The following is a 13543-nucleotide window of genomic DNA, read 5'->3' on the forward strand; positions in this document are numbered from 1 at the left end:
ACGGTTCATTACGGTGACAAGAACCAAACTCCGCCATACGCAGAGGCAAGTCACGGTAAGATTTCAGACCTTGGTTAAAGATCTGTACGTGACCTGGGCAGTTCATTGGTTTGATGGCGTATTCACGGTTTTCTGACGACGTGGTAAACATCGCATCGGCGTATTTATCCCAGTGACCTGAACGCTCCCAAAGCACGCGATCCATCATCAACGGACCTTTCACTTCTTGGTAGTCGTACTCTGTCAGTTTTTCACGAACAAACACTTCCAAATCACGGAAAATAGACCAACCATTGTGGTGCCAGAACACCATACCCGGTGCTTCTTGCTGCATGTGGAACAAGTCCAGCTGCTTACCGATTTTACGGTGGTCACGCTTGGCGGCTTCTTCTAAGCGTGTAAGATGCGCTTTCAGCGCTTTCTTGTCGTGGAAAGCCGTACCATAAATACGCTGCAACATTTTGTTGTCGCTGTTACCACGCCAGTAAGCACCCGCCACATTCAGTAGCGTAAAGTGCTGACAAAAACCCATATGTGGTACGTGAGGACCACGACACATATCGATGTATTCTTCATGATGGTAAAGGCCTGGACGGTCATCGCGTGCGACGTTCTCATCCAAGATTTCCATCTTGTAAGTTTCACCACGTGATTCAAACGCATCACGTGCTTCCTGCCAACTGACTTTCTTCTTAATGACTGGGTACTTGGTTTTCGCCAGTTCTTTCATGCGCTTTTCGATCTTTTCAAGATCTTCTTGCGTCAATGACTCTTCTAAGTCGATGTCGTAGTAGAAGCCACTATCGATGGTCGGACCGATCGCCATCTTCGCGTTCGGATAAAGCTGCTTAATCGCGTGACCTAACAAGTGCGCACATGAGTGGCGCACTATTTCAAGACCATCCACTTCATCTTTTACTGTGATGATTTCAAGGCTTGCATCCGCTTCGATGAGATCACAAGCATCGACACGTTGACCATCAACACGACCCGCAATAGTAGCTTTCGCCAGACCAGGGCCGATAGATTGCGCGACATCAAGAGTAGAAACAGGGTTGTCAAATTGACGCTGACTGCCGTCAGGAAGAGTAATAATAGGCATTTAACTGTCCTTTACAGTGGTGTTGCACACCAAGCAACACTTGCAATTCATACGTATCTTTCACGGCCGGGATAATGGCCGTCAAAGGCGAGAATTCAGCTCCTTTTATATGCAAATACGGATGCACAACTCAGGAGCGAACGAGCATTCTAACGTAACTGACTCAAATAACAATCAATGTCACAAAAAAGTGATGATTTGGCTTATTGATTGAGCTGGTAACGCACCTCAGTAATAAGATCACTGGCGAGCAAACCAACCTGCCCTTCGCGCCGTGCTAACTCATCCGCCGCAAGACTGTGAAGATAGACGCCAAGCTTTGCCGCGTTGCTGAGTGATAATCCTTGAGCCAATAACGCCGCGATAATTCCGGTCAATACGTCGCCCATACCACCACTCGCCATGCCCGGGTTGCCCGCAAGACACACAGAGGTCACCTCGCCATCATAAATGAGTGTCCCAGCTCCTTTGAGAACGACGGTGCCGCCGTATCGTTGTTGCAAAGCCTTGATTGCGGTAAAGCGATCCACTTCCACCTCTGCCACCGAGCAAGCCAGTAATCTAGCCGCTTCGCCGGGATGTGGGGTAATGACACGCCGTTCATCGTAGTTGGGTTGATTGGCAAGTAGATTTAAACCGTCGGCGTCGACGACTTTAACTTGTTCATATTGCGCGGCATGATCATACAATGCGTGAGACCAAGCGTCTTGACCCAAGCCAGGTCCAATAGCCAACACTTTTTGCCCTGCAAAACGGCGACTGATCATGGCTAAGTTTTCTCGCCATCCTTCACTCATCACTTCAGGACATGCGACTTGAAGCGCGGTGACATTCTGTGGGTGGCACAGAACGCGAACAAGACCAGCACCGCTTCGCGCCGCAGCCTGAGCGCACAGACGAATCGCACCGCCATAGCCTTGGTTGCCGCCCACACACAGCAATCGCCCGTGATCGCCTTTATGTGCTAAAGCATGCCGCTTTGGCTTAAGTGCTTGCATCTCAGATTCTGACAACCGCTCCGTGTTACTGCGGACCAGGGACGAAAAGGACTCATCTACCCCCAAACCATCGAAGTGGAGTTGACCCATCACGGCCCTCGCCTCCCCTGTCACCAGTCCGCGCTTAATACCAATAAAGGTTAAAGTGTGGTCGGCCGCTATGCATGGTGACTTGCCCTTAATTCCTAGTCGAGTGCCAGAGTCGGCGCATAGCCCAGACGGCACATCGGCACTGATGACTGGACAGGGAGTGTGAGAGAGACTCTCAGCGACCGTGTCGATAATGGCTTGCGTCGGCTGACGAACCGACCCTTTTAATCCGGTGCCAAGTAATGCATCGACAATCAGCGCTGAGCGCAAAAGATCCCGCTTGAGCAGTTCGGCATGATGCTCAGTTTTAAAATAACGGATCTCGCCTCCCGAGCGCACAAAGGCGAACTTCGCGGTCTCAGCGTCTCCTTGCAGTTTAGATTCATCGCCACTTAGCCACAGAGTAACGTCATACCCCGCTTGACGAGCAAGACGAGCGACCACAAATCCATCACCGCCATTATTGCCCGTTCCACACAATATCGTGATCGACTTGTCTTCAGGGTATAAGCGCTGAATAAGCGTCAAAATCGCGTGTCCTGCGCGCTCCATCAATTGATAAAGCGTGATATTGGCTCGCTTGGCAGCCAGCACTTCACCTTGTTTGACTTGATCGGCAGTGTAAAGCCACCGTGGTAGGGTTGTGGAATCCATAGGTCACTCACTGGCTAGAATCGTGCTCTCACTGTCGCACAATCCCAGCCTAGATCGCGACCTTATCGATCACTTTTTTGAGACAAGGGCTTCCGCCGTGGCGTCTTGAATCGAGAGAAACAGCGAGCGAATCTCACCGGTTGGCGTGCGCATTGGGTTTAGGGTGATATTCTGATACATGAAATCGGCTTGTTGCGTCACCGGACGCACGTTACGACACTTAAATAAATAAGGACGTTGCTGCCACGTAATAAAGCTGCGACAGCCTAAGTCGTAGACCGGCTTGGTTTTGAGTTTAAACCAGTCTTGAGGGATCTCAGGGAACAGCTCAAACAAAGACTTGCCGATCGCATCATGAGATTGCACGCCGCTGTGATGGGTCATAAAGCCATTCCACACTTGGACCTTATGCTCACGGTCGATGACGATTAAGCCCAAATCGACGTTTTGTACCATATCCACCATCCAGTGGAATTGCTCAAATTCAGCAGGAAGATTCAACATCAAAAGTCCTCCATCAAGTACGCCAGCTTATTGTCGAGTAGTGGCAGAGATTCATCGACAAACATAAACAGTAAATCACAACGAATCGATGTACCGTCGATGTTATAACTCACCTCAAAGGTCATGGTTTTGCTAAAAGATCCCGTCGTTGACTCAATAACGGAGTCAATCGAAATATGCTGCCCGAGTAACACCGGAGAGCTTTGGAAAAAGCGAACTTCAGCTTGTTGGCCCAAACCATTTAAAAACGACCCAACGAGGATGTTAGAGACGTCCATTAGGAGTTCGAGTTCTTCCAACTCCTCACTGTCCGCAGGCACTTTCATCAGTTTTTTCAAATCGGAGACACTGGAGTCACTGAGCAAGACCAGCGCTTCTCCGGCAATCCCCTCGCCACTGAAACCTTGACACACGCCGGAGACTTGGTCATTTTCCGCCAAGTCTCTGAGCGCCATGTGCAGCTCGCTCACTTCAAAAATATTGACGTTCGGCAGCGGCAAATGGACAAACACATCAAAGTGGCGCGCAAGCGCATCTGCGGCGCGACCAATCGACACGTTCGCCACTTCCATGTAGATGTCACGGCGGCGAAGAACCGGCAATTCCAGAGACACGGGAGTCACGATTTGTGGCTTGGCCTGAGGTTCCACCAGATCGCGTAGAACCGCTTTCAACGCGTCTTGATTGATAGGTTTTTGGATGAAGGCTTTCGCCCCCAAAGACATCACACGCTCTTTCGCTTTGGGCTGAATGTCCCCTGACACAACCACAACCGGAATGTCTATGTTGCGTTTTTGGATCTCATCTAAGGTGCCAAACCCGTCCAGCTCAGGCATGGTCAAATCGAGGAACATCAGTTTGAATGAGTTCTCTTCAAGCTGTTTTAATGCATCGAGGCCATGAACCGCAAAACTGATGTCGGCATTCAGCGAAGCAGGAAGTGAACGCGCCATTTGTTTGCGGGCTAAAGCAGAATCATCACAAATAAGAACAGGTAAAGACATTCATGCACCTACTGCTAGTTATTGGTTTAATACTTTCAGTGTAACAGATAGTTAGCAAAGCGAGCATTATGAAACACTAATATAGAGAGAATTCCTATGTCTCATCAGAGGATTGTTTGTCAATCAATGCTTCGCAGCTATCAAACTAATCGGAGACTACCGTTTCTAACTCGCAACAATAATAGTCGTAGAAACGATTCTACACGAGCGTCACTTCGCGTTTAACATACTAAAAAAGAAAAACCGCGCCCTGTCTTCACAGGGCGCGGTTTAAGATTTTTTCCGATTTGATGATTAAGCGGTCATGCTGACAAGGGATTTACCCATCAACCACTCGAGCTCTTTTGCACTCTCATCACCAAACTGAGTTTCTACGGTTTTGTATAGACGCTCAATTCCATTTGACGCAAATTCAGGGGCGTTGTGCGACGTCACCACATGGTGGAATAGCAGTCGTAAAATCGCTTTAAATTCTGGATTATCTAGCGCCGTTAACCAGCTGGCCGAAAACTCATTTAATGAGTGATCAAAATCCAAGTGTTCAACAAACATTTTGAAAATACGGCCATCCAAAGCGGCGGTAAAATCGGTTTTTTTCGGGAAGTGATGACTGATCCCAGTTCGCGACACGCCGGTTTGTTGGCTCAATGTGGTGTATGACATTTTGTCATATCCGAGGCGTAACAGTTGGTCTACGACGGCATCCATTATTTTCTGAATGGTGATTTCAGTATCTTCTTTACTACGCTTAGGCATGTTTAGGCTCTTCTCTTTGTATATCCATCTAAATCAAAGTGAATCAAACATGACACCTCTACGAGTTAGCTTTACGGTGCATAACACCCTGGCAATGAAAAGCGCGCGAGCGCATTTCGTGTCGTGGCTAATGCAGAGCAACGCAAAATCTAACGATCTGGCGTAAGCTAAGTTTTCACAAAAGGCCATAGGGCATTTTTATGAAATGCAAAGACATCATTACTTCTGTATATAATAAGACCGCCGATAATCTTATAAATCCCCCCGACTGACAACCGAGAGCGCACATTCGGCGTGAGTAATTATCATTAATTTTCTCAATTAATTGACAAAGATCACACTGATAATAGGATTCATTCACAATCAATCAAGCGCCCCACTGACATCTTACAGCGTAGCACAGTAAATGGTATGTCATGCTGCATCATGGGTTTTTGTGTGGATTCACTTCAAATAAACCGATAAAATGACCACAAACTTTGTAAGAGGATAGTGACTATGAGCACTGAACAAGAACAAGTATGCGAAGCGTGTGGCTGTGCAGGCGAAATGGGCTTCATCATCAAAGAAGGTGACGATGTTGCACAAGTGACCATCTTCGCTGAGAACAAAACGTTGCTTGAAGCTGAGTTGGCCAAATATCTTGAACTGGCGAAACAAGTGTCTGAGAACGTGGAGTATCAAGTATCTCCTATCGCCGATGACGCAAAAGAGCTGACCGCACACTTCAAATTTGAAGTGAGCGCTGAAAAACTGATTTTTGAACTCAAAACACGTTCACTGGCGCGCTAATCACACGTATAGAGTGTGTTGATGTGTTAAAAGCGGGGTCCATCCCCGTTTTTTATTGGCTTAAAATTGACCCTAAGCCCGCTCTCTCTGATACTAAACACACGTCTGTTCATCGTGAGTGTTCATGAAGTATCTCGTTAAACTTGTTGCGCTTTGGCTCAGTGCCGCCTCCAGTATCGCTGTCGGGGAGCCACTCGACACCTACCGTATTTTGAATCATCTTGATAATTACGGAAACTTGGATCTGCGCAACAAGCCCTACACCTCTTTGCCTGATGGCCTAGTGATCAAGGGCAATCTCAATATTGCCAAAACTCAAATGACACAAATTCCGAAAGGGATAGAGATTGAAGGCAGTTTGGATGCTTCAAACAGCGAGCTGAAAAAAATCGCCCCTGGGGTCAAAATACGCGGCTATGCCAACCTCCTCGGGTCACAAGTGACTCGTTGGCCTCCCGGTATTCAGGTGGGTGGTTTTCTCAATTTTACTGACACGCCTCTAGCAAGCTTGCCACCTAGATTTCGCGTTAAAGGCGATTTGAGTGTGATGCGCACACCACTGACCGAGCTGCCGGAAGGACTGACGGTTGATGGGAACCTCTATATTGGCGGCTCCGCCATCACCACCTTTCCAGACACCATGACTGTCAATGGCAATATCTTCCTTGGTGGAAATCGCATTAGCCGTTGGCCGACCAATCTGACCCTCGGCGGTGCGGTCGCTCCCTAGAGTGAGCACTAACCGACCGAAAAAAGGGCACAGTATTCAAACTACTGTGCCCTTATTAATTGAACCGCGAATACCGCTTACTGGTTTTTCACCGGATTGGCATAGCTAGCGATCAGGTGGCGCTGCGCGCCCTCTGGTAACGCTTGCAATTTGTCGGCTAAGCGCTGCTTAACCCCGTCTTCGACACTTTCATCGCCAGAGGCCAGCAAGTTAATTGGGAATAACTTGTAGTGACGGTGAATTTGCTCGTCGATAGTACTCGCCAACTCATCAGGACTATCACAACCCGATTGAATTACGTCGCCAAATGCCACATGGACGCGGCCTTTGTAGCCCACAATACCCTGAATGATACTTTCGATATCTTCAAACTCACCTTTTTGATAAACACCTTGAGTCTCTTTTTGATGCAGTTCCAGAGCCTTAGCACTATCACAGGGATCATATTCGTAAGAAATCGAGACCGGGACAATATTGAGTGAGCGGATGTAGTCCGCAAAATCGATTTTCTGTTTACGTCCTTCGACATGAAACATCTTTAAAATCGCAGGATCAGTAAAATCATTCCCATCTTTCGCTCGGCCCTCTTTTTGTGCAATCCAAATCGAGTGACCAGTGTCGAGAGAGTGTTTAATATACGCAGACAAGGTGCCCAACGCTTTCATCATCTCACGCGGACCTTTGGCTGAACGTTTAACAATAAAGCTCTTATTGAGCTTCATCAGCTCCGTTGCGCACGGTTTTTTCAACAAATTGTCGCCAATCGCAATGCGCACAGTTTTGTGATTATTCACGTGCAAACCATAGTTAACCAACGCCGGGTCCATGGCAATGTCACGGTGGTTAGAGACAAACAAATAGGCTTGATTAGGATCTAGCTGGTCTAAGCCGCTGTAGGTGACGCCGTCTGTTGTCGTGTTAAGTGTACGCTCAAGGTAGGATTTCACTTCCAACTGAATGGTTTCAACAGAGTTGAGCTTAGACCATTTCATTTTTAGCGCGATTTTCACCAATGGCGACATCAGCGCACTAAACCAGCGTCCACGGTGTGAGAAGCGATGTTTTATGATGGCGCTGATAAACTCTTCATCATTAATTAAGCGTTCAATCGCAGCAGGAATTTCGTCGTCGTTGTAAGGGCGGATGTCTACAAATGGGTCTGTGGTTGTGGTCATGGTCTACTACATCAAATTTAAAGCTGGCTTATTCTACGCGGAGTTTATGCGCTTAGCAGCTATCGTTGTCGCACAATTAGTAAGGTCAGACCAGAACGTCGGCCCGTTTTTGCGCAAACCGTCACCACTTGAGGCCGAAAAGCGTGATTTGATTGTGTAGGTCACCGGCAAGATTGGCATTTCAATTAGAAAACGGTACTCTTGTCGCCCCATAAAGAGTGAGTTTTTCCATGCATTACGCCATTTCCTATCAAGCGCAATCCCACGAGTATCTGACGACAACACCACGTCGTCACACCATCAAGCACGGTTTGCTGCGCGTCACTCAAGGATTCGTCTTTATCCGCTTGGGCAAAAAAGAGTACGTCGTCGAGCCTGGCGATACCTTTTGGCTGCCATTTGATACCCTAGCGGCCGTCACCTATACGCCGAACACTCAACTGGATCGCATCGAGGTATCGATACGCACCCAACTGCCACTCGTAAGGCAAGCGGGCTACATCCAGCCCACCCCTCTGCTAACCGCGCTGCTTGATCGCTTAAGCACGGTTGATGACAGACAAAAACAGCTTCCGCTACTGACGGTCGTCCGTGATGAATTGCCCTCGATTACGCCTAAGCTGAGCGAATCCACATTCACTAAACAGCTCAATCAGTGGTTAAGCGACAAAACCCTGCGAGCGCAAAGCCCGTTGCCAAGTGAAGTGCAACTTTTACTCAGAGTACGTGAAGCGCGTAAACAGATGCTGTCAGGTCAAGCGCGCAGCCAGGTAATCAAACGATGGTTTGATGGTAACGACGCCCTGTTCGACAATCTGGAACAAGCACTGGTTGGCTAGGTGATGCACGCCTAGCCAACCCGTCTATTTCAAACTCCCCGACTAAACATCTTTGGACCTACGGAGTTTCATTGGAGTGGTGTACCAACATCATGGCGCTTTTAGGGGCCACAGTCAGCGCGTTTTCTGAACCAAACACTGTCTTTCCTGTCAGCACATCCCTCATCGCCATTCCCTCTTTTCGCTCTATGGTTTGACTGCGTGTCGATTTGTTGACCACCACAAGGCCATTATTGCCACGAGCAAACACCAAGAGATCGTCACCGGCTTCAATGATGCGCATCGGCTTGCCATGCATTTGATTGTGAAAGGCAATGGCGGCGCACATTTTTTTATCCTTCCAAGAGGATTGCCAGCGAGGCTGCCCCGTACTGTCTTGAATGCCACTGGTATCGAGATCGGTATAGATCAGCGGTACACCGCCATCTCGGCCCAAAATGTAGCAGTAAGCCAACCACTCCAACGTCTCATCCATCACCAAATTGGCAAAGACATCATTATTGGGAATGTCATGGGTAATGGCGAACGTAATCGCTCGACTTTCCGATAGCGCTTGGCCAAAGCAATAAGGATCCACCAAGCTTTTCAAGCTTCCTTTCGGCTGTAGCGCGTCATACAGTGTTTGAAACAGGGGAAAGTCGTAGGCTCCGAGATCGGTTTGAGCAAGAAAGGGCTCTAAGAAGAGATCATACTCTGGCTTGGTCGCACCGCCACTGGTGATGATCTCACCAAAAATATGCACGTCGTGACAAATCTCATCCGTCCACACTTTTTGCAGATGCTCCAGCGTCATGTGTTTTGCGGCATCAATGCGAAACCCTTTGACCCCGAGTGCCTTTAGGGCTTTGAGGTATTGCTGCTGCATGCTCACCACATGCGCGTTATCACGCAGAGTAGGCAGCCCCGGATCGCTTGGCCCGCCAGTAATTCGGCCATTTTGCACTTGCCATTTGTCCTGCCAATCCGAGATGCCGAACGCTTCGACAAAGTCATCGTGATCGAACAGTGGCTCACTCAAATCACCAAACAAACGTTGGCGCTCGTAATACGCCTTGTCCTTCTGGTAGGTCTCTATGTCCGCAGCACTGGGGTAGTGTAAATCATCACGTAACGAGGATTCATTCGCCATATGGTTAAACACGACGTCCGCGTAGACCTCCACCTTGTGCGCTTTCAGCGTGGCAATCATCGCGGTAAATTGCTCGGTGTTACCCAATTGATTGTCTATCACTCGATAATCTTGCGGTTGATACCGCTGCCACCACTGTGTGCCTTGTTCGCGCTTAAGCGATTTCATCGGTGGCGACACCAACACGGATTTATAGCCCGCGTTAGCAATATCTGTTGCTCTCGCTTTGACCATCTCATAAGGCCAATCGAAAGCATGCAAAATGACGTCGGTTGCATTCGAGATTAACATCACGATTTCCTTTACCTTTTTGTCAAACGGCTACGTCGGTAGCCCGATTGTCTGCCATTTTACCAAAGCGAGATCCGCTTGCGATTCCCCCTTTATCCGCTTCTTGCCGTAGTAGGTGCGAGGCGTAGAGAGGTGTTGTTCGATGGTAAATGGGCGTCAACTCACATAAGCTTGCTCAATAATCGTCAGCCTGATTGATTCATTGACTAAGCCACATCGTCGTGAGAAGCGACGGATAAGGGTGCAGATATACAATGAGTATAGTCCGAATTGATATGGTTTCCGATGTGGTGTGTCTATGGTGCATTATCGGCTATCAGTGTTTACGAGCCGCACTAAATTCCAGCAGCCGCCCATCAATGATTGCCTCTTGCGCAAGCTATCACTATGCTGTGTGCCCATCACCAATGACAAGGGGTCACCAATGAATCAAACACACGCTTACCCTATCGGAACACGCGGGCAGAAATGGATGGACACAGAGCGAGCGGCTTGGCGAGCGAGCGTGACAAAACAGCGCGATTATCAGCAGCAAGTCGTGAGTAAGATTGAAGCACTTCGTGGTCAATTCGACGTTGAACAATACGGCTCACTTGACTACGACGAGCAGCATTACGCACTTTACTGCATCAGAAGCCGCCAATGGGACGCAAGTAAAAAAGTGGTGTTGATCACTGGCGGCGTACACGGTTATGAGACCAGTGGTGTCCACGGTGCGCTGGCGTTTGCCGCAGAAAAAATGGTCCATTACAGCCAATATTTCAATGTGATCGTCGCGCCGTGTGTCAGCCCTTGGGGCTATGAAACCATCAATCGCTGGAACCCCAGTGCCATTGACCCCAATCGCTCTTTTTACGCCAACTCCCCTGCCAAAGAATCCGCGCAATTGATGAGGCTAGTTGAAAGCATCAACGAAGAAATCTTGGTGCACATCGACCTGCATGAAACCACCGATACCGATGAAAGTGAGTTTCGCCCGGCACTGGCCGCTCGTGATGGCCTTGAGTACATAGAAGGCATGATTCCCGACGGATTTTACACTGTTGGCGATAGCGACAATCCGCAATTAGACTTTCAAGCCGCCGTGATTAACGCGGTGAGCGAAGTCACGCACATCGCCCCAGCGGACGAAAAAGGCGAAATCATTGGATCTCCTGTCGTAAGCCACGGCGTCATTCTCTATCCAATGAAAAAACTTGGCCTATGTGGTGGTGTCAGTACCTGCTTGTACGGCACCACAACTGAAGTGTATCCAGACAGCGCAAGCGTGACCGACGAGGAGTGCAATGCGGCTCAAGTTGCGGCGATTGTCGGTGGACTTGAGTACGTGCTCGGCCAGAATCAGTAACCGAAAAGCGTCATACCACAGACAATAGAACACAGGTAAAAGAAGAGGCAGCCAACAGGCTGCCTCTTTAATCGATGTGAGTGATTATTTGTCTAACGACAACCCCACCTGACTGATTTTACTTTTGAATTCTTCGATGCTGTCTGCTTGATAAGTAGGACTGCCGTTAAAGTAACGTGGCTTTTCTGGCTTCATTGCCTCTTTTAGCGCTTTCTCTTGCTCAAGGTCATCATGATAAACCGTCACGCGGTGCGGGATGTCCTGCTTAAACGTAGCCATCATTGTCTCCTTTTTGACGTTGCTGTTGTGTCTTCTTACTTAAGCGTAGACGCGATGCCAGGCAAGGCCTGCCCCTTAATTTCGATTTGTGAGCATCACTACAAAAAATGAGCACATCGCTGTGCTCATTTTCATTCTTTCATTACCACTAAATCACTTACTGATAAGCGGGCAGCTCAGACTTCAAGCCTTTCAATAAGCTGACACACATCACCAGCAGCACCAGCGTGAAAGGAAGACCGGTCGCGACCACGCCCGACTGCAAGGCTTGCAGGGCCTCTTTGCCTCCGACCCAAAGCATCACCGCCGCGATCGAACCCTCAATACACGCCCAGAAAATGCGCTGAGGGACAGGTGCATCAATTTTACCCCCCGCCGTAATGCTGTCGATCACCAAAGAGCCCGAGTCCGACGACGTCACAAAGAACACCAAGATTAAGGCAATAGACAGTACAGAAATAATGGAGCTGTAAGGCAACTGTTCATAGACATGGAACAGCGTCAGTGAAATATCCGTTAAGCCATTGGTGCCCAGCTCTCCGACTTTATTGACCACTTGATCCAGTGCAATACCACCGAACACCGCCATCCAGATCAGCGTCACCACAGTTGGAATCACGATCACGGCAAAAATAAATTCACGAACGGTACGACCTTTCGAAACTCGAGCGATAAACATCCCTACAAACGGTGACCAAGATACCCACCATGCCCAGTAGAAGACTGTCCAACCATGCATCCAGTCGATGTCTTCACGGCCATGAGGGTTACTCAGCGGCAAGATGTTTTGTACGTAGGCAACCGTGGAGTCCCAGATTGAAGTGGTCGCGACATCAAAACTGACGAATAGCACAAACACCAACAGTGCAAACGCGACAATCATGTTGACGTTTGACAACACTTTCACGCCGCCATCGATACCACGAATGACAGAAATGACCGCAATAAAGGTTACGAAAGCGATAACCGCCATCTGTAAGCCGGTGCCACCATCAAGACCAAACACATGGTTAATCCCACTGGTCGCCTGCTGTGCCCCTAGACCCAGAGACGTTGCCAAGCCAAACAGCGTCGACAACACCGCAAGAATATCGACCACGTGACCTAACCAACCCCACGCTCTGTCACCAAAAATGGGATAAAACGCGGCGCGCAGCGACAAAGGTAGCCCCTTGTTATAGGCAAAAAACGCCAGAGAAAGCGCGACGATCGCATAAATCGCCCAGCCATGAATACCCCAGTGGAACAGCGTCGCCCCCATCGCCAGGGACTTCGCCTGATCGGAATACGGTTCAGCGTTTAACGGCATGCCCCACCAATCGGTGAAGTAGGCCGTAGGCTCAGCTACACTCCAAAAAAGAAGGCCGATACCCATGCCCGCGGCAAACAGCATAGAAAGCCAAGAGACAGTGGAATACTCTTTCTTCGCATCGATACCACCGATGCGAATTTTACCTAGGGGCGAGAAGAGGAGCGCTATCGCAAACACGACAAAGAAGTTTGTCGCCCACATGAAAAAGACATCAAAATCGGCAATGATACCGTTACGTAAACCATTTAGTGCGTCGCGCGCTGTTGCTGGTTCAACCACCAACAAAGAGACCAAACAGAGGATGACGAGTCCTGCGCTGATACCAAAAACGGGGTTGTGGATATCAAACCCCCACTTTTGAACGTTGTCTTGACCAACTTGATAATCCGTCGTGTCGATACTGTATTTTTTAAATTCATTATCCATAAATTAGTTTTTAGCTCGCGCAGTATTTGTTTTGGTTCAACAGCACAAAGCGCAAAGCCGTCTCCTGATAATTTGAACACTAATTATAACTTACCGAAAGAAATTGTATCATTT

The 13543-nt window shown here is 48.7% G+C and carries 13 protein-coding genes; 4 read left to right on the forward strand and 9 right to left on the reverse strand.

Annotated features, from left to right (window positions below; genetic code table 11):
• The 5 genes from thrS to AC6R1A_RS15990 all read right to left on the reverse strand — a co-directional run.
• The coding region (gene thrS / locus AC6R1A_RS15970; RefSeq protein WP_500646200.1) for a threonine--tRNA ligase at positions 1–1102 on the reverse strand (1102 nt) is incomplete at its 3' end.
• A gap of 203 nt (positions 1103–1305) precedes the next feature.
• Entirely contained in the window at positions 1306–2844 is a 1539-nt protein-coding gene (locus AC6R1A_RS15975) for an NAD(P)H-hydrate dehydratase (protein ID WP_500632967.1), read from the reverse strand.
• Positions 2845–2913: 69 nt separating this feature from the next.
• Positions 2914–3348: a PAS domain-containing protein gene (locus AC6R1A_RS15980; RefSeq protein ID WP_334551613.1), complete on the reverse strand. Its 435-nt coding sequence runs from the start codon at positions 3346–3348 to the stop codon at positions 2914–2916.
• Positions 3348–4352 (reverse strand): response regulator, encoded by a 1005-nt coding sequence (locus AC6R1A_RS15985; protein WP_500629999.1) that lies wholly within the window; start codon positions 4350–4352, stop codon positions 3348–3350. Before AC6R1A_RS15985 ends, AC6R1A_RS15980 begins: the two co-directional genes overlap by 1 nt.
• A 294-nt stretch (positions 4353–4646) precedes the next feature.
• Positions 4647–5108: a TetR/AcrR family transcriptional regulator gene (locus AC6R1A_RS15990; protein WP_500629993.1), complete on the reverse strand. Its 462-nt coding sequence runs from the start codon at positions 5106–5108 to the stop codon at positions 4647–4649.
• A 498-nt stretch (positions 5109–5606) separates the two neighbouring features.
• On the opposite strand from AC6R1A_RS15990, the gene AC6R1A_RS15995 reads away from it, so the two are divergent.
• Positions 5607–5900 carry a YfcZ/YiiS family protein gene (locus AC6R1A_RS15995; protein ID WP_487901602.1) on the forward strand — a complete coding sequence of 98 codons (294 nt, stop codon included), beginning with the start codon at positions 5607–5609 and terminating at the stop codon, positions 5898–5900.
• Positions 5901–6024: 124 nt separating this feature from the next.
• Positions 6025–6630, forward strand: coding sequence for a hypothetical protein (locus AC6R1A_RS16000; protein WP_487901603.1), 606 nt, complete (start codon positions 6025–6027; stop codon positions 6628–6630).
• Between the two features lie 77 nt (positions 6631–6707).
• On the opposite strand, the gene AC6R1A_RS16005 is transcribed toward AC6R1A_RS16000, so the two are convergent.
• The gene (locus tag AC6R1A_RS16005; RefSeq protein ID WP_487901604.1) at positions 6708–7805 is read right to left on the reverse strand and encodes a 1-acyl-sn-glycerol-3-phosphate acyltransferase; all 1098 of its coding nucleotides are present in this window, start codon (positions 7803–7805) and stop codon (positions 6708–6710) included.
• A 230-nt stretch (positions 7806–8035) separates the two neighbouring features.
• Here AC6R1A_RS16005 and AC6R1A_RS16010 point away from each other — a divergent pair, with 230 nt between their 5' ends.
• Positions 8036–8644: an AraC family transcriptional regulator gene (locus AC6R1A_RS16010; RefSeq protein WP_500632966.1), complete on the forward strand. Its 609-nt coding sequence runs from the start codon at positions 8036–8038 to the stop codon at positions 8642–8644.
• Between the two features lie 58 nt (positions 8645–8702).
• On the opposite strand, the gene AC6R1A_RS16015 is transcribed toward AC6R1A_RS16010, so the two are convergent.
• Positions 8703–10064, reverse strand: a complete 1362-nt coding sequence (locus AC6R1A_RS16015; RefSeq protein WP_500632965.1) for an alpha-amylase family glycosyl hydrolase — start codon at positions 10062–10064, stop codon at positions 8703–8705.
• 424 nt (positions 10065–10488) lie between these two features.
• On the opposite strand from AC6R1A_RS16015, the gene AC6R1A_RS16020 reads away from it, so the two are divergent.
• A complete protein-coding gene (locus tag AC6R1A_RS16020; protein WP_500632964.1) occupies positions 10489–11412 on the forward strand; it encodes a M14 family metallopeptidase in 924 nt (307 codons plus the stop codon).
• Between the two features lie 84 nt (positions 11413–11496).
• Here AC6R1A_RS16020 and AC6R1A_RS16025 read toward each other — a convergent pair whose 3' ends face one another.
• Both AC6R1A_RS16025 and AC6R1A_RS16030 read right to left on the reverse strand, forming a co-directional pair.
• On the reverse strand, positions 11497–11691 hold the full coding sequence (locus AC6R1A_RS16025) for a hypothetical protein (protein ID WP_334551586.1): 195 nt from the start codon (positions 11689–11691) through the stop codon (positions 11497–11499).
• 157 nt (positions 11692–11848) lie between these two features.
• Positions 11849–13429: a BCCT family transporter gene (locus AC6R1A_RS16030; protein WP_500632963.1), complete on the reverse strand. Its 1581-nt coding sequence runs from the start codon at positions 13427–13429 to the stop codon at positions 11849–11851.
• Positions 13430–13543 lie beyond the last annotated feature (114 nt).

The sequence above is a fragment of the Vibrio sp. R10-SG3-ISO3 genome (genome assembly GCF_059834225.1).